The organism is Aeromonas sp. 3P, from assembly GCF_051919745.1.
Classification (GTDB): domain Bacteria; phylum Pseudomonadota; class Gammaproteobacteria; order Enterobacterales; family Aeromonadaceae; genus Aeromonas; species Aeromonas veronii.
Window position 1 is genome coordinate 1,760,699 of record NZ_JBQBED010000001.1, and the last position, 22,593, is coordinate 1,783,291.

A 22,593-nucleotide genomic window follows, 5' to 3' on the forward strand; every position below is an offset into this window, starting at 1 on the left:
TCCCAAATGTTCAACTGATTCTTGAAAAAAACCGGCAGTCTTTAACCTAGTGTTTTGACCAGGTCGAGATAACGAATGAACAAAAACAAAGTAATCCGCTCAACAGATGAGCCGCGTCAATCTGGTTTTGCCGGCACCATACCACAAACTTACCTAACTACTTTTCCCTAATACCCCCACCGGTTAAACGCCAGCGGCATCTTGTTGAGCTTCTCGCGATGCTCGCGCCAGTTGGGCAGATGGGTATCCATCAGTGTGATAAATCGCTGGTTATGTTTGCGCTCTAACAGGTGAACCAGCTCGTGCACCACAATAAATTCCAGGCATTCGGGGGGCTTCTTGACTAATTCGAGGTTGATCCAGATGCGGGATGTATCTGTTTTGCAGCTCCCCCACATGGTCTTCATCCGTTTGATACCGACAAACGAAGGGGTGACGTTGAGCAAGGCCTGCCACTTGGCAATCAATATCGGCAACCGCTGGCGCAGCAATTGGCGATACCAGCCCAGTAGCAAGGCTTCTCGCTTCGCGGCGTCATAATGAGCGGGAACCCGCATCCGGATCCACCCCCCTTGTAGCTTGACGCTGTGCGCTCCCTCAACCGGGATCACCTCCAATCGATAGCCCCGTCCCCAAAGGTAGTGCGTCTCGCCGCTGCACATCTGGCGCTCGCTCTGACGTGGCTGCGCCTGAAAGTGGGCCTGTTGCTGCCGGATCCACGGCAAGCGTCTGACCACGGCCATTCTGATGGCCGTCTGTGACAGCGACGCCGGGGCCGAGACGCGCACGCGACCATCAGGGGGCAGCACATTGATGTGCAGGTTCTTGATCCCCTTATGCTGCAACTCCAGCGTGAGCTCACCAATGGTGATCAGGGGCATCAGTGGTACTCCTGCTGCGCTTTCACCAGCTCCATCACCTCGGCAACGATCACATCGTATCCCTTGGTTTCTTCGGCAATGGCAAACGCGATCTCCCGCTCCTTGAAGCGATCGCCATACCAATCGGCCTTCTTGGTATAACGCACGGCGGTATCAATCCTGGCCACCAGCAGCTCATCCTTGCCCAGATTGTCATAGAGTGCCCGTTTGGCTGCCGTGTCTATGCTCTCTGGGTAGGCGCTCTGGCTATGGCTCTGTGGATATTTCACCTGCTTGGCCAGCTCGCGGACCTTTTCCAGATACTCCTGATAGGAGATGGCCTGCTGGCGGCGCAGATCGATCAGCTCATCGAGCAGCACCGACATCCTCTCGTAGTATTTGGGGTTGACCGGGTTCTCATCGACGATGGTCCGGCGCACGTTGTTTTCAATCGCCTCGGCCATCGCCTCCTGATTTTTGCGCATCTCCTTGGGGAGCCCTTCCAGCGCCTCCGGGCCGCGCTGGATAATGAGCTCCAACAGCCCCAGCTCCTCAAAGTCCATCAGCGTCTCGCTGGGATCGGCATCGACCCACAGATCCAGCATCTGGCGCATCCCCGGCTCAAACTGCTTCATATCCACCAGATCGCCACTGGCCAGTTTGATCTCATCCCTGACCTTGGCGAAGTGTTCGACCTCCTGCTTGATCGACTCCGCCTGCGAGGCGCTGTAACCCGCCTCCTCCTGCTCACCCGCCAGATTGGTAAAGGCGCGGATCAACTTGGCCACCAACTGATAGAGGGTCAGCCGCAATGCCTCTTTCTCGCTCAACGTCTCTTCATCGGCTCCCGGCTCACAACAGAAATAATGCTGATAATCGAGTTGCGACTTGGGCGCCTTCACCGGCTCACACAATGCACGGACGGCTTCCAGAGCGTTATCCAGATCCTCTTTGGCCTGCGCCAGTCGATCCTTGAGCAGCCCGGCCACATCCTCCTTGTCATAACCCGCGAAGGCCTCGGCCGTATAGTCGTTGACCGTCTTCTCCAGCGACTTGAACAGGTCTTTGTAATCGATGATGTAGCCGTACTCCTTGTCGTCACCATCCAGCCGATTCACCCGACAGATGGCTTGGAACAGGTTGTGATCAGCCATCTTCTTGTCGATATAGAGGTAGGTGGCAGAGGGGGCATCAAAACCGGTCAGCAGCTTATCCACGACAATGAGCAGCCGCATCTGGCCCGGCTCTTTGATAAAACGCTGCTTGACCAGTTTTTCAAACTCTTCAACCCGCTTAGCCGCCTCATCCTCCGGCTGCTCGAAATAGTCGGCCAGCATCTTGCGATAGATGTTGTACTTGGCCAGCTTCTCCGTCAGCCCCTCGCCCGTCTCCTCGCCCTTGATCTCGCTGGCATTGGGTTGGTAACTGGTGACGATGGCGCACTTGCCAGCAAAACCGGCCTGGCTGAACATCTCGTAACTTTTGCAGGCTTGATAGACGCTGGCGCAGACCAGCATGGCATTGCCACGACCATCGGCCAGCCGGGGCTTGCGCTCGAAGTCGAGCAGAATATCGGCCACTATCTGCTCCAGCCGCGAACGACTGGAGAGCAGCTTCTGCATTGAGGCCCACTTCTGTTTAAGCTGCTGCTTGCCCAGCCGCGAGAGATCCTTGGTCTTGGTATCGAACCACTCATCCACTTTTTTCTGGGATTTGACCCGCTGATCGATATCCCGCGCCTCGTAGCGCAGATCCAGCACCACGCCATCACTCACCGCCTCGTTGAACTTGTAGGTGTGAATGTAGGGGCCAAAGACCTCGATGGACTTTTTTTTGTCCTGCTTCATCAGCGGCGTGCCGGTAAAACCGATAAACAGAGCCTCCGGCAACAGGCTCTTCATAGCCCCATGCAACTTGCCAGACTGGGTGCGGTGACACTCATCGACAAACACAAACAGCTGGCCCTTGGGGCTGAAGTCCGATGGCAAGCTGCGGCGCATATCAGCAATAAAATCATCCGAGCTGCCGTCATCTTCGTCATCCGACTCGCCTTCTGGTGTGCGACCGAACTTATGCACCAGGGAGCAGATCAGCCAGGGATTATGGGCATGCAGACGGGCCACCAGATCGGCACCGCTCTTGGTGCGCAGGATCTCCTCCTCCACCCCGCTGAATACCTTCTCAATCTGCTCATCGAGTTCAGTGCGGTCGGTGATGATGAGCACCCGGCTGTCGGTCACATTTTCGCGGATCCACTTGGCCAGCCAGACCATGGTCAGGCTCTTGCCGCTGCCTTGGGTGTGCCAGATGATGCCGCCATCCCGGCGGCGGATATATGCCTTGGCGGCACGGATGCCGAAATACTGGTTATGGCGGCAGGTTTTCTTGGTGCCCGCATCAAACACGATAAAGTCGTGGATCAGCTCCAGAAAGCGCGCCTTACTGCACAACTGTGCCAGATGCTGGTCCAGCAGATTGGCACTCGGCAGATCGACATGGTCGGAATGGATTGGATCGGCTGGCTCTTTCCACTCCAGATAGTATTTCTCGTGGGTTTCGATAGTGCCGTAGCGCACCCCTTGGGTGTCGTTGCCCGCCATCACCAACTGCATGGTGGTGAAGAAGTTACGGATAAAATCCTTCTTCTGGTTATCCAGGTTCTGGTGGATACCTTCAGAGACAGAGACGGTAGAGCGCTTGAGCTCAATGACGCCAAGGGCAATGCCGTTGACATAGAGCACCAGATCCGGCCGTTTCTTATTCTCGCCTTTGACCGTCACCTCTTCGGCAATGGCAAAGTCGTTGGCCTGCGGATTGGCCCAGTCGATCAGCCAGACGGTTTGGTTCTGCTCGCCTGCCCCTACTTTTTCCTTCACGCCATAACGCAGCAGGCGATAGACCTCCTTGTTGGCATCATAGAGGAGGCGCCCTTCGCCCAGGCTCGCTGCCCGATCCAGTTGCCTGAGTACCTTGGGGATCAGCGCCGCGTCCACGCCCCGCCCCACCAGCCAAGCGGTCAGCAGCTCCGGCTCGACATTACGGTTGTTCTCCCGTGTATGCCAATCCCCCAGATAGCGATAGCCCAGCTCCGCTTGAAATAACTTGATGACGCGGTTCTGGGTTGCCCGCTCCCGTTGGCCGACTGAAATCATGCTCTCTATCCCTGTTATTCTCTCACGCCGATGCGACAACCGCGCAGCCGCTCTTATTCGTTACACAAACGTCGTTACACCAATCCCTGCTGCAAACGGGTCAAGGCGATCTGCAGACTGCGATCATCAAACAGCCGCGCCTTGCGCTCACCCCACGGGGTTCCCGCTGGCCAGCGGTGCAACCCCTCGCGCAGCACGCTCAGCGTCGGCGCACAGCCCTCTTCGGCGATCAACCAATCCACCGTGGCCAATAACTCCATGCCATAGGGCGACTCAAAACCATCGATTAACGCGGTCGTCTGCTCCAGTATCGGTAAAAATGCTTTGGCCTCGGTCTGGAGATAAACTGCAAGCTCTTGTTTTTTAGCCTCATTAAACCAGATGACATCAAACGGCTTGCTATCCGGGATGCGCTTGTCGGACTGCAGATAACTGCCGTCCATCGCATTGAGCAGATGGGTCAGATTGTTGGCATAAGGGCCATAACGATGGGCCTTAAACTGCAACTGCAGCGGATCCCCCAGCGGGTTGCGGCCAATGACCCGAGCCAGAAACCAGGCCAGCTTCTGGATTTCCAGCAAGCTGCACTCCATCCCTAAAAACCAGTAGCGACGTACCAGTTCAGCAATCAAGGCCCGAGCCGGAGTCAGCTCCGCCACCCCGCCGCGCTTGGCCACATTTTGGTATTGGCTACTGGGCTCATAGAGCAGGATATCGATATCCAGATCGCCCAGTGCCGTTTCAATCGCCTGTTTGACCTCTGGCCAAGGCAGACCACCGTTGCCAGCCCCCAGCGGCGGAATGGCAATCGAAGAGACCTGCTGCGCCTGTAACCAGGCCCGCAGATCCTGCAAACCATCCTGGATCCACGCCATCTGTGCCGGATTGCGCCAGTGCTGTTTGGTCGGAAAATTCACGATCCAGCGCGGCCCCAGCAGCTCACCCGTCTGGGTAATAAACATCTTGCCGGTGACGACATCACCCTGTTTGCACGCCTCGGCATAGGCGCGCATATTGGCCGGGAACCGCTCCTTGAACATCAAGGCGATCCCCTTGCCCATGACACCGACGGTGTTGACGGTATTCACCAGCGCTTCCACCGGAGCATCCAGCAGATTGCCTGTTGTATATCGAATCATCTGAAATACCACCCATCACGGACATAGACGGGGCGCGCGACCCCGACCCGATTCATGCATTGTTCCACGCGGTTCTTTATCTCTTCGTTGTAACACACCACGCCCAGCAACGCCTCGATGGGGCAATGTTGATGGATCAAGGCCTCGGCCTGATAGCGTTCCAGCTTGCTCAAATCGTCCGCATCACGCTTGAAGTCACGGCGCTGCAACAGTGGCCAGTCAATCCGCCCCAGATCACCAAGGTCGACATAGAAATTGGCCCACTGGTAATAAGCATGGCTATCGGTAAACACAAACGGCAGCCCCAGTTCAGCCATGCGATGCAGGCTGGAAACCAGGATCAGGATTTCATCATTGTCACGCTGGGGAACACCGCGCCCTGAGTGAATATTGCTGAGCATGGGAGAAAACGGCGTGAAGTAGAAGGGCACATAGTCATTCAACACGCCGTAAGGCACCAGCGGCACCGGATGGCGCGCACGCTTGGCAATCAGCTCCGGCAACCCGATATGCACCCAGTGCGGGTTTTGCTGCTGACCATTCCCCGCCCACAGACCATGGGTCAGGATCCATTCCAGGTTATCCCGATGCACGATCCGGAATATCAGCGCCTTCTGCGGATTCAGGCTCTGGCTATAGTCATAGGCCATGGGTGGCTAGCTCCTGCGATACCCAGCGCTTGATAAACACGCCAACGATGACCCCACCCGCTTTTCGTATGCGGGTGGCCGCTGTGCACGCCATCAAACAACTCACAATAAAAGTATCTCTTTCTTTTCAGATAGATAAACATCTATCGCGCCAATAAACAACCGCCCCAGTCACGCAACAGTCAAGCAAATCCGGCGCTGGGTGGCTCCGGTGGCCAGGCTCGCGGCAGAGGCGGTCATCCGGTTGGGCTGCACTTATGCCCCCGTCTATGCCCCCGCCGCCAGCGGCAGGCGGATTTTGCCGGTCAGCAGTTGCTGCATCATGCCTTGCTTCAGGGCGCGGGCCTTGTCCAGCTTTTGGGTCAATGCCTTAAGCTCGTTATCCATATCGGATAAAATAGTGGCAATGGCGGTTTGCTCTTTTTGGGATGGTACTGGCACAGGAACAACGGCTAGGTTGTTCTTGGATAAACCATAAACCTTCATCCCTGTTGCCAATCTATCGAATGCGTTTTTTACCGCAGGAATGCAATGCAAATAACCTCTATAACCATCCGCCATATATTTGTTTTTGTCTCTTAAAAGGAATGTATGCAGACCTGCAACAACTTTTTTTGAACCGACATTACAAATTTCCACACTTTTCCCAATTCCTTCATAATCCTCTGATGCATCAGCCATTATCACATCACCATTTTCAACAAATGAGGATGAAGCCAAGTGGCTAGATATTCTTGGCAAATTAAATTCATTTAAATCCAATGCATTATTGAATTTAGTATGAATGTCCCCGTAGTGGATATAACCATACTCCCCTATGTTAGATAAATCTGCTCGAGAGTTAGTGGATGTTGAGAGGAATGTGAATATCTCACCATAAGTCATAACCTCCCAATCCTCTGGAATTTCTCCCAGTTCGCTGGGTTTATAGCCTTTTGGAGTGCCATCGGGGCGCAGGGCGAAGGCGGGCAGGCGGGTGCGGCCGGTGAGCAGCTGCTGCATGGCGGCGCTCTTGATGGCCTGCTTCTTGGCGATCAGCTGCTCCAGCGCATCGATCAGCGCATCGCTATCCGACAGCACATTGGCAATGGCGGTTTGTTCTTGTTTATTGATGGGTAACGGAAATTTGAAATCTTTCAAGACAACTATCGTTAATGCCTTTTGAGAGCTTCCAATAGCATTATCGACGATTTCGTTTTTATGAAAGTGCAGTTGTCTTATTAGATACCCAGGGAAAACACCAGAAATATTCCTTAACCAAATCAGATTACCATCCTTAAAATAAAATGGCTCATCCACATTCACAAGAAATGAATTACCCAGTGTACCAACAGCTGTGATTAGTATATCTCCTCGCTGAGGTGCGCCATAACGAACCGCTAATTGATGAAATCGACTCTTAGATATGAAGCAAGCGTTTTTTATCTCCTTCCCTTCAATCAAGGCAGATATCTCTTGCCCTCGATAAAAAGGAATTCCATCTGTTACATAATCACTTTCAAATATTCGTTTACTTGATGTCAACTCACCAACTTCACCAATAGAGCTGACCACCCAATCTTTCGGAATAACCCCCACTTCGGTCTGCTTATAGCCCGCCGGAATAGTCTTGCCTGCTGTCTCTTGCATCATCTGCTCTGCCATTATGCCCACTCCAGCCCCATGCTCTTAAGGTGCGCGGCCACCTTGGCTTCCAGATTAGTGACCTGCTGGGTCAGTTGCGGCAAGGTGGCGCGGTAGCGCTCCTCCAACTCCTTGACGCGGTTGGCCAGCTGCTGGGTGATGCGCTCAATCTCCGCCTCGATGGCGGCCTGCAAGCTGGCGCGCCACTTATCCTCCACCAGCAGTTGCTTGATCTCACTCTCTGTCAGCTTGGGGTAACGGGCAACCACGGCCCGATCCAGCGCCTCTTGCGCTTCTTTTACCGCCTTTTTAGCCTGACTTTCGGCTTCGAACAGCTTGATGGCGGTTTTCAGCGCCGCCTTTTCCTCGGCATCGCTGGCTTGCTTGAGCCGCGCCTTCAGGCTGGCGGCGTTGATCTTGCCCGCGTCGTTGGCGGCGTCACTCAGCAGCCCCTCCTCGCCCCCTTGCTCTTCCAGATAGCTTTCCAAGGCTTGGCTTGCCTCATCCGCGGCGGCCTGCAGGGCGTCGATTGCAGCCTGCTCGTTGGCAAAGAAGCGTGCCACCAGCAGCGCCGGTGGCAGCAGCTCGGCCTTGTACTTGCTCTTGCCCAGCACCAGATCCGGCGTCTCTTTAAGCTTCTCGCCCTTGTCGACTTTAAGCTCGCGCAGCACCTTGCCCGCCGCCCAGCCATCCTGGCAGAGCACATAGACATCGTCCTGCATCACGGCGTGCCAGTAGTCCAGCAGCAGTTGGTAGATATCGTAGTTATCCAGCAGTGGCAACGGCGCATAGGCGGCGAGCAGGCTTTCACTGATCTCCTCGATCAGCGCCTTGGGCGATTCGCCCGGCTCAATCTCCGCCAGATGGCACTCGGTAAACCAACGTGAGAAGGGTTCGAGCGAAGCAGAGGCAAAACGGACAAATTCGGGGTGCGCCAGTATGGTGCCCTTGACCTTGGCGGCCTCCACCAACCCATGGCTATAACCGGCATGGGCCGGAGCAAACAGATCGGCCCGCAGGGTCGGAAACACCTGCCAGTAAGCACCCAGGGCGTCGATATCCCGATTGGGAATGCCGCCTTTGAGGTGCGCGGCCAGATCGTGCAGATCCTCGGCCTCGCTGGCATCGATATAGCGCGGAATATTCAGGTTGTAGTCGTTGGCGGCGATTTCCGACAGCGGCACGGCGCGGCTGTAACGGGGGATCAGCTGCTCGCGGGTAAAGGTATCGACGATCTTGTGGATGTCCTGCTCGCGCAGCCGGTTCTTGTTGCCATCTTTGATAAAGCCTTTGCTGGCATCGATCATAAACAGGCTCTGGTTGCTATAGCCGCTGGCCTGGATGGCGCGCTGCTGCGCCGTCTCTTTGTCGATGACGATGATGCAGGCCGGAATGCCGGTGCCGTAGAAGAGGTTGGCAGGCAGGCCGATGATGCCCTTGATAAAGCCCTGTTTGAGCAGATTCTCGCGGATGCGCGCCTCGGCATTGCCACGGAACAGCACGCCGTGGGGCAAGATCACCGCCCCCTTGCCACGGCTGTTGAGGCTCTTGATGATGTGCAGCAAGAAGGCGTAATCGCCGTTTTTCTCCGGCGGTACCCCCCAGACAAAGCGGCCAAACTCATCGTGCTCAGCATCCAGGCCGCTGGTCCAGTTCTTGTTGGAAAAGGGCGGGTTGGCGACGGCAAAGTCGAAGCACTTGAGCTGGTTGTTGCCCTCCTTCCACTGGGGCGCGGCCAGGGTATTACCCTTCCAGATCTTGGCGGTCGGATTGTCGTGCAGGATCATGTTCATGCGCGCCAAGGCGCTGGTGGCGTTATCCATCTCCTGACCGTAGATGGTGAGCCCCTTGGGTCCCGCCTCGTCACTGGCCTTGAGCAGCAAGGAGCCGGAGCCGCAGGTGGGATCGTAGACGGTGGCATCTTGCGGCGTCTGGCGGCTGATGCCAATCACCTTGGCCAGAATCCGCGACACCTCGGCCGGGGTATAGAACTGCCCCTTGGACTTGCCCGATTCGGTGGCGAAGTGGCGCATCAGGTATTCGTAGGCATCGCCTAGCAGATCATCGCCCTCGGTGCGGTTGGCGGAGAGATCCAGCCCCTCGAAGATGCCGATCAGCTTGGTCAGGCGGTCGATCATCTCCTTGCCCTTGCCCAGCTTGTCCTCATCGTTGAAGTCGGCGATGTCGATGACGCCCTTAAGATCATTGGCTCCGGCCAGCGCCGAGATGGTGAGGTTGATCGCCTCGCCGATATTCGCGGTCCCCTTGAGCGCCACCATGTCACTAAAACTCGCCCCGTGCGGCACCTCAATCATGGCGTAGGGGTTACCCTTGGCCTTGTCGGAAACGTACTTCACAAACAGCAGGGTCAGCACATAGTCCTTGTACTGGGAGGCGTCCATGCCACCGCGCAGTTCATCGCAACTGGCCCACAGGGAGGAGTAGAGTTCGTTTTTCTTGATAGCCATGGAAAGGGTTCCAATAAGAGTCAGTTTGCGCCAAGGGCGCATGGAAAACGAAAAGAGGCGATTGTTTGCACCCATACGGGTGAGCACGCCAGAGATTGCCAACGAGTTTACCCACTTGACCCTGTGGCAACCATGGTGGATATCACATCAGTGACGGATAGGCAGATCGTTTGCTGCAAAAGCCATCATTTGCCTTCCAGCAAGGCCGGCGGTGTGCTCTCGCCACGGCATTTGAGTTGCCCCAGCGCGTTGGTTCGACAAACGGTGCCATCAGATGCACGCAACTGACCAAGCGCATCTTCACGCCATGTCACCCGTTCACCGGTTTTGGCATTGCTGCCGCGAATATTGCCCAGCGCGTCTTGCCGATAGGTAGTGCCATCGCTCCCCTTAAGATTGCCGAGCGCGTCCTTACGCCAGGTCGTTCCGGTTCCCGAGTCTTTGATGTTGCCAAGCGCATCCTCACGTAAGGTGCCCTGCTTGCCATCGTCACATTGATAGCGGGTATGGCCCAATGCATCTTTTCGATAGGTGCAGTCGGCTGCAAACACGACTTGCGGCGTTAGGCTCAGCAGCAGTGCGGCCAGCGACCACTGGCGTGTCGCTAACCAAAAGCCGGGTTGGTGACTCATTGCATCTCTCCTCTGACGTGAACTCGATTGACTATACCGGGCCAGCCGCTCAGCCTCGATACTGAGGTTTTTAACATGTCGTGTTTTCAGGCGGATGCGTGATGGCAAGATCGTCCACTGAGGCGCGATCTGTCCAGCTTGAGAGAATTAACCTCGTTGGTATTTACCCACTTGCTCGAGAAAATAGCTGCTCAGCTCACCCTTATGCTGGCTTGCTTCGCTTTCTGCGCTGGCCAAGTAACCGTTGCGCTCCTTCCATACCGCATATGCGGCGGCCTTCTCGACCTCGACCCGTTCTTGCTGCTCTTTCGGTAGGGCACACAGATTGTGACTCATACTGACCTCTTTGTTATTTGTTGGCGCCATGGTACGTCATCAGTGGCATGCGGGACTTGCGCTGGTTCAAAGGTGGTGCGCTATAATGGCTGTATATAAATACAGGTGTTTTGCCATGAAGCTGTTAACCCCAGACCCATCACCCGCCGAGGTGACCATCCCGCTGTTCTTACACCGCGCCTCTTGTGGCTTTCCCAGCCCAGCCAGCGACTATCTGGAAGGGAAGTTGGACCTCAACACCCACTGCGTGCCGCACCCTGCAGCAACCTTCTATCTGCGTGCCGAGGGGGAGAGCATGACCGGGGTCGGCATCTTTCCCGGTGACTTGCTGGTGGTCGATAAGAGCCTCACCCCTCGCCATGGTGATGTGGTGATTGCACTACTCGATGGCGGCTTCACGGTAAAGACCTTGCAGCTCAAGCCGAGGTTGCGGCTGTTGCCAGCCAATCCGGCGTTCGCGCCTATCGACCCTTGTATGAGCCTCTCCCTGGAGTTGTTCGGAGTGGTCACCCATGTGATTGGCAATCTGAGGCAGCGTGATGGCTATAGCGCTCGTTGATGTAAACAACTTCTACGCCAGCTGTGAGCGGCTGTTTCGCCCTGAGCTGCGTGGCCGCCCGATCGTGGTGCTCTCCAACAACGATGGATGCGTGGTGTCGCGCAGCCCCGAAGCCAAGGCGATGGGTATCAAGATGGCCGGGCCCTACTTCAAGATCCGCGAGCAGTTCGAGGCGCATGGCGGTGTGGCATTCAGCTCCAACTACGTGCTCTATGGCGATATGTCTGGCAGGGTGATGAGCACGTTGGAGACCATGGCCCCCGAGCTGGAGGTCTACTCCATCGATGAAGCATTCCTGTCACTGTCGGAGTCGTTTGCCGGGGACCTGACAGCCTATGGACAACAGATCCGGCAGCGAGTGTGGCAGTGGACCGGCCTAACGGTAGGGGTTGGGATCGGCCCCACCAAGACCCTCGCCAAGCTGGCCAACTATGCAGCCAAGAAGTGGCCTGCCACGGGCGGCGTCGTGGACTTGCGTGACGAGCTGCGCCGTGCCCGGCTGATGGCTATCACCCCGGTGGATGAGGTGTGGGGCATAGGACGGCGCTTGGGCGCTAAGTTGGTGGCACAAGGCATCAACACCGTGGCTGACCTGGTGGCTAGCGATGCCAAAGGGTTACGCGCCCAATACGGCGTGGTGGTCGAGCGGATCGTACAGGAGCTGCGTGGCCTGCCTTGCGCAGAGCTGACCGTTGAACCGGCGGCGAAGCAGCAGATCCTCTCGAGCCGTTCCTTTGGTGAGCGCGTGACTGACCGTGGGGAAATGGCCCAAGCGTTGTCAGGCTTTATGGCTCGTGCTGCCGAGAAGTTGCGGGCCGAGGGAATGTGTTGCCAGCGGGTGCATCTGTTCGTGCGGACCAGCCCCTTTGACGAACGTGCGCCTTACTACAGTGAGCAGGCTGGCGTTCGGCTGGTCAGCCCTAGCGATGATACCCGGTTGTTGCTGCAACAAGTGGGCGTGTTGCTACCGCAGATTTGGCGTGACGGTTACCGCTATCAGAAGGGAGGTGTCATGCTGAGTGAGTTCACCCCCAAGGGGCAACAACAGGCCGATCTGTTTGCCCCGTCCTCTGCTCAATCGGATGCACTGATGGCCGTGATGGACCAGATCAAAGCCAAGGGATTGGGGCGCGTAGGCTTTGCCAGCCAAGGCACAGGGTCGCCTGAGTGGATGATGCGACAAGAGCACTTAAGCCCCTGTTACACCACACGCTGGGAGGACCTGCCGGTGGCGAGGTAGTCCTGAGCTCGCTGGCCTGCGGTTTGGTCAACCCAAGTGATGACACTAGGTTGCTGTAGCTCAAAACAGTCGCTTGCCATAAACGCATCCTCAGTTCAGTCGGGGCACCTGATTCACCGAGGGTGCCATATACACTGACTGCTCACCTAGATAGCTACATTACCGCTGTGCCAATGACATAGAGCCTGTATCAAGCGACAATGGGCGTTGTTGCCCAAATCGATGCAGCTTGAATGGAACTAACTGAGGGCGCGGTGATCTGATCACCACCACCCTCTTCAAGTCTGCATCATGGGCACGTCGCTTCACCCCATCACCAACTGGCCTCAATACAACAAGTCTTTGATTAACCGCGGTTCACTCACCTTCTGGGTTGATGCCGAGGCCATGAGCAACTGGTTTCACCACGACCATCATGGGCGGCGGGGGCGCAGCCAGCTTTACACTGACCAGACCATCTGTACCTTCCTGATGCTCAAGGGGATTTTCAACCTGACTCTGCGGGCCACTCAGGGACTACTCGACTCCCTATTCGAGTTGATGAATGTGCCGTTGTGCGCACCGGACTATAGCTAATGGGATGGTCGCCCCTCCCCAAAACGGCATCTGAGTGCCAAAGTGGCGAATGTAAGTTCCCACTGATGAGAGAGGCGACCACCATGAAGGCTACGACTATCGGCATTGATCTGGCAAAACATCTCTTCCAATTACATGGCGTTGATCAACATGGCAAGACGGTCCTCAAGCGACAGTTGAAGCGGGATCAGATGCTCTCATTCTTTACCAATCTTCCTCCTAGCCTGATCGGCATGGAGGCATGCGGCAGTGCCCATTACTGGGCCAATAAACTGCAAGGAATGGGGCATACCGTCAAACTGATGGCGCCGCAGTTCGTTAAGCCCTATGTGAAGACCAACAAGAACGATGCTGCGGATGCAGAAGCTATCTGCGAAGCCGTCACCCGACCCAATATGCGGTTTGTGCCAATAAAAAATGGCGAGCAGTTAGCCGTGTTGGCGCTACATCGCGCAAGGCAAGGGTTCGTCAAAGCCAGAACGGCACAAGCTAATCAAATCAGGGGCCTGCTGGCTGAACATGGCATCATTGTCCCTAAAGGTATTGCACACATTAGCCTACGATTGCCCGAGCTCCTGGAGGATGCAGAGAACAACCTACCCGGAACGTTTCGTCAATTAATTGAGCGTTTAGGGGAGCACCTCAAAGAGCTCGCCAAGCAGGTGAATGAACTGGAAGAGCAGATCTGGTGTTGGCACAAAGAAAACTCGGCAAGCCAGAAGCTGGCTAAGATGCCGGGTATTGGTCCTCTCACGGCCAGTGCACTGGTAGCGTCTATCGGCGATGCAAAGCCGTTCGAAAATGGCCGCCAGCTAGCAGCCTGGCTGGGCTTGGTACCCAAGCAACATTCCAGCGGCGGCAAGCAGACCCTGTTGGGGATAAGCAAACGCGGTGACATCTATCTACGCACACTGCTGATCCACGGGGCCCGCTCCGTGCTCCGGGTCGCTGAGCGTAAGACAGAGTACGCAGGAAGCTGGCTTGCGGGGGTCATGGAGCGACGTAACCATAATGTAGATTGGCCCCTTGAAGATCCAGACACTTCGCCCCTCTTAACTTAAGAGGTAGTCTTGGAGCTATGTTCAGTACTAGTCACAACGAGAAGATGGTCGAAGTGTTAACAGGGGCCGAGCGCCGTCGACGCCGGACTCCACAAGAAAAGATCGCCATCGTGCAGCAGACCTTTGAGCCCGGGATGACCGTCTCTCATGTTGCTCGCTTGCACGACGTCAACGCAAACCAGCTTTTCAAATGGCGTAAGCAATTCCAAGAAGGGTCTCTCACGGCGATCACCGCCGGTGAGGATGTTGTTCCTGCTTCCGAGTTGGCTGCTGCCATCAAGCAGATCCGAGAGCTTCAGCGTCTGCTCGGGAAGAAGACCATGGAGAACGAGATCCTCAAAGAAGCCGTGGAGTATGGTCGAGCAAAAAAATGGATTGCGCATGCGCCCTTGTTGCCGGGGGACGACGATTAAGTGCTGTGAGCCAGGCTCTTAATGTATCGCGTGCGCAGCTATCCGTTCGTGTTCATCGAAAACCGGGTTGGCAAGATGGTCGTCATCATCGCCAGCGTGATGATGCAGCCTTACTTGGCCGTATCATGGAGGCGATGGCAGAGCTTCCCTCCTATGGCTATCGCCGGGTCTGGGCGCTGTTACGGCGTCAGTCTGAGGCAACAGAACAACCTGTGGTAAACGCTAAGCGGGTATATCGCGTCATGCGCGAACATGGCTTGCTGCTGGAAAGAAAACCAGCTGCACCATTGGCCCAGCAGGCACATAAGGGGCGTGTTGCCGTCAAGGAGAGCAATCGACGGTGGTGCTCAGATGGCTTCGAGTTTCGCTGCGATAACGGTGAAAAACTACGTGTCACGTTCGCCATGGATTGCTGCGATAGGGAAGCGTTGGACTGGGCGGCCAGTACTGGGGGTTACGATAGTGACACTGTGCAAGATGTCATGCTGAGGTCTGTCGAACGTCGCTTTGGGGATTCGTTGCCGGCATCACCGGTGGAGTGGCTGACTGATAATGGCTCGGCGTATCGAGCCCATGAGACCCGCGCGTTTGCACGAGAAATCGGGTTGGAGCCCAGAACGACAGCAGTGAGAAGCCCACAGAGTAACGGTATAGCGGAGAGCTTCGTGAAGACGATGAAGCGAGACTATATCGAGATGATGCCAAAACCGGATAGCCGAACAGCGGTAGGCAATTTGGCTATCGCGTTTGAGCATTATAACGAGCACCACCCGCACAGCGCCTTGGGATACCGTTCACCACGGGAATTTCTGCGCAGTCGGGTATCACAACCCTAAGCGGGAAAAAGTGTCTGGACCTATGGGGTCAAATCCATAATGTAACGGTAGTGGCACTGGCCAACAAGAATGCACGCATCATCTGGGCATTACTTGCCCATGAGCGCGAGTACGATGCTGATCACGCAGTAGCGGCCTGAGCGCAATAGCTAGCACAGGAACGGTGTTTCATAGCAAGCGTGACAAAGTATCGAGTTAACAACCAGCGTTAGAAAGTACCACCGATTGCACGGGCGATCATGACGTGATGGCGAGGCAGGTCAGACCGTGACTGGCAAAACCCGACAGACACAGGGCACTAATAAGTGCGTTTAGCTGATAGAGGAGCCAGTCAGCGAATTCCATCAGGGATAGAGGCTGTTGCCTCGGTGAAATCCGGATCTATGGCTGCAATCTCAACCTGACTCACTTTCATTGATTGAGGGCTTGGCAAACCGGGGCGACCATCTATGTGTCAGCAAGCGGGCACGCACGGTGACGGTCGCTTATCGACAGCCCCCAAAGGGGCGCATTACCGACCTGGTTATCGACTCGACGGGTCTGAAAGTGTTTGGTGAAGGCGAGTGGAAAGTCAGAAAACACGGCGCTGAGAAACGTCGAGTCTGGCGTAAGTTGCATCTGGCGGTAGATCCGGTGACTCACGATATCGTGGCGGCAGAAGTGTCGCTGGAGAATGTGCATGACGCAGAGGTGTTGCCGACCTTGCTCAATCCTCTGCGTCGCAAGCTGGGGCGTGTTTATGCGGATGGCGCCTATGACAGCAAAGCCAGCCATCAGCTTATCTCGCGCAAAGGGGCGACAGCCTGTATCCCGCCTCGCAAGAACGCGGGGTTATGGGAAAAGGGACATCCGAGAAATGAGGCGGTGCTGGTGATGCGCAAGGAGGGGCTAGCGGACTGGAAGAAGATGTCGGGATATCACCGTCGCTCGCTGGCAGAGACGGCGATGTATCGGTTCAAGCAGTTGATGACGGGTAAAATCAGTCTGCGAACATACAACGGTCAGGTAGGGGAAGTGATGGCGTATGTTGGTGCAATCAACAAACTGAACACCCTTGGTCTGCCTGTCAGAAAGCCCCGAGTGTAGCGGTCACCTGGGGCTGGGGACGTTGTGACCTGATGGCTGATTTGGGCAACAACGCCGCGACAATGAGTACAGATTAAATAGATTGGTGAAGCAGAATCCTAATCAGGCTGTAGAGGCTGTACACAAATCAATATGATATAAATAAAAAGGACACCAGCTTCACACTGGTGTCAAATGAGAGGTTCTTTTAGCTCTGTCACAATACGTTGTGTATGTATCTAAATTACTAAAGACAAAAATATCAAGTCACTCAATTTCATTTATATCGAGTACCATAAACCTAATTTCAGTACTTGGAGAGGCCTCATATATAACACCTATATCCTCGTTACCATTAGCTCCTTGCTTTTCAAGTTTTACAAGATCTGAATAGGCACTATAACCATCTCGTAATTGAGTTCTCTTGGTGAAATTATAGTTACCCCCGCCATCATCAATTGCACTCCAAATGGCTAAATCATTTCGATCAGAACTCACCGCTGCATTACCCTGTGGGCCAGACATTAGTAACCGGCTACCACCATAATTCAGCAAACCAATATCAACTGGGTTTAGTTTGAAGAACAGCGCCCCATTAATAGAGTTTCTGTCCTCCAATATCATTTTCCAACTTATACCCTGATCGAAGCTGGTGAACTGGTAGCGATTAAAATTACCAATCCCTGTGACCCCATCATTTCGTGCTGATAATAAAAGTCGGCCGTCATTTAACTCAACCACATCTGCCTCACTTGGCTCATGTGCATAAGTGGGTGTTTGAGCACCAGCTTGCCAAGTTTCACCATGATCATCACTATAGATTGAAACTACAGATAGCTGTGCAAATGCATCGAGTACAATAGCAGGGAATATCAGTCTTCCATTGGACAATTGTATGCCTTGCCCTGGACCAGCATTGATGCTTTTCCAGCCAGGCCCACCTTTACCATTTGATGTGAGTGTTTGTGACCAACCTTGATCTGTTGGAGTATTAATGACAATTCCATTAACACGCTTCATCAGACTAGCATTAAAAGTAAGCAGTGAACTATTGCCAATTCTGAAATCGATGTTCTGATAAGCAACTGCTCCTGAAGTGTTAGAACAGCCATTACCCCATGTCACTGTTTTACTGGAATGAGTTTGCCCAAGCCAATTTGAAGTAACCAACCTACCGTCAACATAAAAGCTAGCTGTACTACCAGAACCTTTGATTTGGTAGTTATGATATCCAGAGATATCTAAGTCGAGGGGGTATTCAATATTTCCAGTATCTGTATACAATACAGCCTTTACTGATTTATCTGTGTTAGTTTGTAAATCAGCCAAAAATCGTTTATTTCCATCTCCATAATATTGCACATTGCATCGGCCATCAGCAACACGGGATATCCAGCTCAGACTCCAGCCATTGTTTGTTGCCTTCTCAATCTGAGCTTGTGATGGAGTCAAAGACCAAGTCGCCAGCCCTGATATACCATTAGCCATCCAGTTTGTATCTCTGACTTGCGCTAAAATATCAACAGGATCTGACCATGTTTGTCCATTATCATCACTACTACGATATAATAACTTATGCTGTGGATCACCAAATGGCACACAGTTACCATTCTGAGCACACCGGTTATCCCATTTAGTGTAGAAAATGAACATCCGTCCGTTACTCTTATCTATAAAAGGTCTCGGATCAGAATATGCTTCATTAGCACCCTCATGAATAACATTATAATCACTCCATGTGACACCATTGTCTATTGAACGTCGGCTTTTTATACCAGTAGGATAGCCACTGCCAGGATCGTGACTTGAAGCCCTTCCTTCCGCAAACGCAACCAATGAGCCATCAGCAGCACTAACAATAGATGGAATACGATAATTATTGCTCCCCCCTTCACCTCCTTTAAATACAACAACATCTCGTATATTTGGTGCTATTGCTTCTGCGCTGTAAGACATACCTAATAGACTAAAGGCTAATAGTCCAGATAACATTAAAGAGCTTTTCACATTCCATTTCATGGTGACTTCCTCGTATATTAACGGCTTTAACATACATCTGCTACTTCCCTATTCCATTAAAGGTCAACAGAATATTTTTAACACCACACTTAAGATTTTATATAAACCCATACTCGCCTAACAGAATAGCTTCATTAAACTAATAACGATTTATGCATTTTTATTACTGCTTTTTTGAGCGACATAGGCGTCTCAATGCAGCATCCCGGTTTATGTGGTTGCTCCGGAAAAAATATTGCAAACATACCAGGTGACAATAGCAATTCAGATTCACAGGAAATTGAAGATACGAGATAATAATCATTGATTTCATCGTACTCTTTAAAAACAGGGTTTGTAGTATTTTCCAGCCCAAAAAAAATGCGCTCTTTCCCACTGATAAGGAACTGAATGTCAATGTATTCACGATGTACTTCTGCCTGTTTTTGCTCAGAAAAATTCGTATCAAACTCCATCACGTTAACATACAGTAACTCCTTTTCCAGCTCGTAACGCCCTACCGGTAGATTATACATATCGGTTTGCTTTAAATAGTTAATAGCCTGTTTTAATATCGGCGACAAATAAGAGTATGTCTGCGACTGATGGATATTTCCTAAAATCATAATCTAACTCCGGAGCTGTAGGATATTTGACCTTTAAAATGGAAAGTGGGAGGTCCTGGTCCGTTATAAATATGTGTTAGCGGACCAGAAGAAAATCAAAAATTACAAAGAGTAAGCTCTCAATTAGTCAGTTCTATAAAGACAAGGCTTCCACATTCTCAGGCCGCTTACAATTCTTGAACAAAGGAGCCGTAAGATAGCCTACAAAGACTACCATCATGGTACCTATCGCACCGTAGAAGAAGAAATTCAGGTCAGTGAATGAACGCACCAACAAGATGGAGGCCACCGAAGCAATTACTCCGACTAGTGCACTGTTCGCGTTCGCGCTACGGACAAAAATCCCCAGCATAAATAGACCGGTCATTGGGCCACCCATCAGGCCTAGCAGGCTGTTGAACGCATCCCACAGTTCGCTTTCATTGGACATAATTAGATAAGTGGATGCCACCACACCCAGCACGCCCGCAATAACGGTCACTGTACGGCCACTTTTCAGGTTCTGTTCCGATGATTTAGCTTTACCGAAACGGCTGTAAATATCTGATGAATAGCAGGCCGAGATACTATTCAGACTACTAGAGATGCTGGATTGGGATGCAGCAAAGATCGCGGCTATAATCAATCCGGCCAGACCGGCAGGCATATCTGTGATAATGAAGAAAGGCAGAATACCACCGGTGTTAAAATTCGTCGGTAACAGCTCAGGATGCTGACCATAGTAAGCATACAATGCAGCCCCAATGGCAAAGAAGAAGACCGGAATACAAGCCACCAGTTTAGCATTGGTGATCAGTGCTTTTTTTGTCTCTTCGACTGAATCAGTCACGATATAACGCTGTACTACGTCTTGGCTGGCGGTGAACTGTTGTAAACTAGTGAAGAAAAAGCCAAGCATCAGTACCGGTACTGTGCTGCTGGTCCAGCTCCAACTCATTTGGCTGGCCGGGAAATATTTATCTGCGGCTGCCGAAACCGCAAATATTTCAGTGATCCCACCATCGACCTTGAAGCAGATCATGATGAAGATTAATACCGCAGCTCCGGATAGCATGATCCCCTGAATAACGTCAGTCCAGATAACCCCTTCAATACCACCGAGGAAAGTATAAATAATACACAACACCCCAATCAGGAAGACAATCATCAACGGGTCCATGTCTACAAATGGCATCAGAGCAAGCGCAGTTAAATAAGTTATGATAGCTATGCGGCCAATATGAAAAAGCATGAATGAAACACTAGCAAATAGTCGCATCCGGATATCAAATCGTTTTTCCAAATACTCATATGCCGAGGTCAGATTCAACTTTCTGAAAAACGGGATATAGTACATAAATACGAATGGCAGGATTGCAATTGTAATGTACTGACCAATCAGAAATGTCCAATCACCGGTATAGGCTTTCGCCGGAATAGACATGAACGTAATCGAGCTCAGTGTAGTGGCAAACACGCTAACCCCAGCGGCCCAGCCAGGAATACGTCCACCAGCTTTAAAATAATCATCCGCTGATTTTTGGCGCTTAGCAAAATACACACCGACTAGCATAATTATCGCAAGATAGGCGGCAAGAACCAGATAGTTCAGCGTACCAAATGGATGCGTCTCCATGAATATTCCTCTGTTCTTTGTAGTGTAAATGATTGAAGGGTAGGTTATTGTTTTACCTTGCTGATCGCTGCCGCCCACTGCGCAACGCCGAGCAAACCGGCATCGGTATGGCAACGCGCGGGGAATAATTGTGGTCGATACAAGGCAGGCATTTTCACCAACGCCTGCTCCACTAACCCGATATAATTTTCAGCCAACCCGACCCCTCCTCCGATAATAATTGCATCGAGATCAAGGGTAATAGTGAGGTTGGCGATTAACTCAGCGACCGCGTCAGCGGAGCGTTGGATAATGGCTGTCGCTTGGGCATCACCTTGCAAATAATGCTGATAAACCTGCATGCCACTGCACTTGTCACCAAACACGGCTTGCCCGGCAGCAGCAATCGCACGCCCTGAGGCAATCGCCTCTACACAACCACGACGACCGCAACCACACAGGGGACCATTGGGGTCAGCAAGCATGTGACCGGAGTGTCCGGCAATGCCACGCGGCCCTGTGAGCAGCTGATGGTTGAGTACTAATCCGGTGCCCACCCCCGTCGACACTGTAATAAATGCCAGATCGGCAAATAACTGCTCGTACGCCAGATATTCAGCCCAAGCCGCAGCCTGCGCATCATTGATGAGGTAAACGGGAAGATCGGTAATCTGAGCGATCACTTCGTGCAGGGGGAAACGATCCAGCCCGCCCAAATTTTGCGGATTCAGCGCGGTCAAGATGCCGTGATCGATAATGCCGGTAGACGCTACTGCCACGTAATTTGCAGATGCTGCCAACGGTTCGAGCAGTTCGGCCAATGTGGCAATGAGTAGCTGTGGATTGCCAGACGAACGCGTCTCGGCCAGATGACGTACAACCATCCGCGGCTGGGATGCCGAGTCCATTTCAATCAAAGCAGCCGCCAGCTTGGTGCCGCCAATATCAACAGCCAGACAGATAGTCATGCTACGGCTCCGTGACATTCGCGTTTCGCCCCTTCCACCGCTTCGGCAAACCAGCCGCAAATATGCTCGATACGCGTGATCGCCGAACCAACAGTGACACAATCTGCACCGGCCAAAATAGCCTGTGCCGCCAGTTGTGGGTTGTTATAGCGCCCTTCCGCCATAACAAAGCACCCTGCTTGCTTAAGCGCAGTGACCAGCGCCAGATCCGGCTCTGCCGGCGTTACCGGGCCGACATAACCGGACATGGTCGTACCGATGATTTCCACACCCAGATGGAATGCGGCAATGCCCTCGGCATAGTCGGAGCAATCCGCCATCGCAATACAACCAGCGTAATGGATCGCCTCTACCAGCACCTCGACGCTAACCGGACGCAGACGTGCCGTTGCGTCAATAGCAATAATGTCAGCACCAGCCTCTGCTAAGGCTTGCACATCGTCCAGATACGGAGTGATTCGCACAGGAGAATCAGTCAAATCACGTTTAACAATACCGATAATTGGAGCAGAGACTAGTGTCCGCGCCGCCTGAACGTTCTCAACGCCCTCAATACGAACAGCCACAGCCCCTCCAGCAATAGAAGCCTGTGCCATAGCAGCAATAATTGCTGGCGAGTCCATTGGACCGTCATCAATAGGCTGGCAGGAGGAGACAAAACCAGTCTTCAAGTGGGCTAAAACAGAGTATGCAGAAACTGACATAAAGTTTAACTCCAAGAATTTATTATGCAGTGAAGTTTTAATTCAATCTACTGACATCGGAGTTAAACTTCAAACAACCACATCCACAATGGA

Annotated in this window: 16 protein-coding genes and 3 pseudogenes; 6 read left to right on the forward strand and 13 right to left on the reverse strand. The window is 53.0% G+C overall.

The window, feature by feature from the left end; genetic code table 11:
* Positions 1 to 167: 167 nt before the first annotated feature.
* From ACTG19_RS07850 to ACTG19_RS07885, 8 genes are all read right to left on the reverse strand, one after another.
* Positions 168 to 881 carry a M48 family metallopeptidase gene (locus ACTG19_RS07850; protein ID WP_181497544.1) on the reverse strand — a complete coding sequence of 238 codons (714 nt, stop codon included), beginning with the start codon at positions 879 to 881 and terminating at the stop codon, positions 168 to 170.
* Positions 881 to 4,012, reverse strand: a complete 3,132-nt coding sequence (locus ACTG19_RS07855) for a type I restriction endonuclease subunit R (RefSeq protein ID WP_439988945.1) — start codon at positions 4,010 to 4,012, stop codon at positions 881 to 883. Before ACTG19_RS07855 ends, ACTG19_RS07850 begins: the two co-directional genes overlap by 1 nt.
* A 74-nt stretch (positions 4,013 to 4,086) precedes the next feature.
* The gene (gene darG, locus ACTG19_RS07860) at positions 4,087 to 5,151 is read right to left on the reverse strand and encodes a type II toxin-antitoxin system antitoxin DNA ADP-ribosyl glycohydrolase DarG (RefSeq protein ID WP_259584242.1); all 1,065 of its coding nucleotides are present in this window, start codon (positions 5,149 to 5,151) and stop codon (positions 4,087 to 4,089) included.
* Positions 5,148 to 5,801, reverse strand: a complete 654-nt coding sequence (darT, locus tag ACTG19_RS07865) for a type II toxin-antitoxin system toxin DNA ADP-ribosyl transferase DarT (protein ID WP_058396005.1) — start codon at positions 5,799 to 5,801, stop codon at positions 5,148 to 5,150. Before darT ends, darG begins: the two co-directional genes overlap by 4 nt.
* A gap of 267 nt (positions 5,802 to 6,068) precedes the next feature.
* Positions 6,069 to 7,445: a restriction endonuclease subunit S gene (locus ACTG19_RS07870; protein WP_319890422.1), complete on the reverse strand. Its 1,377-nt coding sequence runs from the start codon at positions 7,443 to 7,445 to the stop codon at positions 6,069 to 6,071.
* Complete coding sequence (locus ACTG19_RS07875) at positions 7,445 to 9,892, reverse strand: type I restriction-modification system subunit M (protein WP_319890421.1); 2,448 nt, start codon at positions 9,890 to 9,892, stop codon at positions 7,445 to 7,447. The genes ACTG19_RS07870 and ACTG19_RS07875 overlap by 1 nt, the downstream gene beginning before the upstream one ends.
* Before the next feature lie 185 nt (positions 9,893 to 10,077).
* Positions 10,078 to 10,524, reverse strand: coding sequence for a hypothetical protein (locus tag ACTG19_RS07880; protein WP_021138009.1), 447 nt, complete (start codon positions 10,522 to 10,524; stop codon positions 10,078 to 10,080).
* A 147-nt stretch (positions 10,525 to 10,671) separates the two neighbouring features.
* Positions 10,672 to 10,860: a DUF3283 family protein gene (locus tag ACTG19_RS07885; protein WP_058394506.1), complete on the reverse strand. Its 189-nt coding sequence runs from the start codon at positions 10,858 to 10,860 to the stop codon at positions 10,672 to 10,674.
* A gap of 115 nt (positions 10,861 to 10,975) precedes the next feature.
* On the opposite strand from ACTG19_RS07885, the gene umuD reads away from it, so the two are divergent.
* From umuD to ACTG19_RS07915, 6 genes and pseudogenes are all read left to right on the forward strand, one after another.
* Positions 10,976 to 11,419 (forward strand): translesion error-prone DNA polymerase V autoproteolytic subunit, encoded by a 444-nt coding sequence (gene umuD / locus ACTG19_RS07890; protein ID WP_024945037.1) that lies wholly within the window; start codon positions 10,976 to 10,978, stop codon positions 11,417 to 11,419.
* The gene (gene umuC / locus ACTG19_RS07895) at positions 11,400 to 12,659 is read left to right on the forward strand and encodes a translesion error-prone DNA polymerase V subunit UmuC (protein WP_439988946.1); all 1,260 of its coding nucleotides are present in this window, start codon (positions 11,400 to 11,402) and stop codon (positions 12,657 to 12,659) included. The genes umuD and umuC overlap by 20 nt, the downstream gene beginning before the upstream one ends.
* Positions 12,660 to 12,950: 291 nt before the next feature.
* A pseudogene (locus ACTG19_RS07900) lies at positions 12,951 to 13,232 on the forward strand (IS5/IS1182 family transposase); the annotation flags it as partial.
* Between the two features lie 86 nt (positions 13,233 to 13,318).
* Positions 13,319 to 14,251: pseudogene (locus tag ACTG19_RS07905) on the forward strand (IS110 family transposase); the annotation flags it as partial.
* Positions 14,252 to 14,340: 89 nt separating this feature from the next.
* A protein-coding gene (locus ACTG19_RS07910; RefSeq protein ID WP_100654772.1) for an IS3 family transposase occupies positions 14,341 to 15,545 on the forward strand; the annotation gives its coding sequence in 2 pieces (ribosomal slippage) (positions 14,341 to 14,659 and positions 14,659 to 15,545; 1,206 coding nt in all).
* Between the two features lie 441 nt (positions 15,546 to 15,986).
* Positions 15,987 to 16,631, forward strand: a pseudogene (locus ACTG19_RS07915) (IS5 family transposase); the annotation flags it as partial.
* A 246-nt stretch (positions 16,632 to 16,877) separates the two neighbouring features.
* Here the strand turns inward: ACTG19_RS07915 and ACTG19_RS07920 are convergent.
* The 5 genes from ACTG19_RS07920 to ACTG19_RS07940 all read right to left on the reverse strand — a co-directional run bounded on the left by ACTG19_RS07920 (position 16,878) and on the right by ACTG19_RS07940 (position 22,500).
* Positions 16,878 to 18,629: an exo-alpha-sialidase gene (locus tag ACTG19_RS07920; RefSeq protein WP_234918457.1), complete on the reverse strand. Its 1,752-nt coding sequence runs from the start codon at positions 18,627 to 18,629 to the stop codon at positions 16,878 to 16,880.
* A gap of 134 nt (positions 18,630 to 18,763) precedes the next feature.
* On the reverse strand, positions 18,764 to 19,234 hold the full coding sequence (gene nanQ / locus ACTG19_RS07925; RefSeq protein WP_181497551.1) for an N-acetylneuraminate anomerase: 471 nt from the start codon (positions 19,232 to 19,234) through the stop codon (positions 18,764 to 18,766).
* A 133-nt stretch (positions 19,235 to 19,367) separates the two neighbouring features.
* Positions 19,368 to 20,849 carry a sodium:solute symporter gene (locus ACTG19_RS07930; protein ID WP_181497552.1) on the reverse strand — a complete coding sequence of 494 codons (1,482 nt, stop codon included), beginning with the start codon at positions 20,847 to 20,849 and terminating at the stop codon, positions 19,368 to 19,370.
* A gap of 44 nt (positions 20,850 to 20,893) precedes the next feature.
* Positions 20,894 to 21,796: an N-acetylmannosamine kinase gene (locus ACTG19_RS07935; RefSeq protein ID WP_181497553.1), complete on the reverse strand. Its 903-nt coding sequence runs from the start codon at positions 21,794 to 21,796 to the stop codon at positions 20,894 to 20,896.
* The gene (locus tag ACTG19_RS07940) at positions 21,793 to 22,500 is read right to left on the reverse strand and encodes an N-acetylmannosamine-6-phosphate 2-epimerase (protein WP_181497554.1); all 708 of its coding nucleotides are present in this window, start codon (positions 22,498 to 22,500) and stop codon (positions 21,793 to 21,795) included. The genes ACTG19_RS07935 and ACTG19_RS07940 overlap by 4 nt, the downstream gene beginning before the upstream one ends.
* Positions 22,501 to 22,593 lie beyond the last annotated feature (93 nt).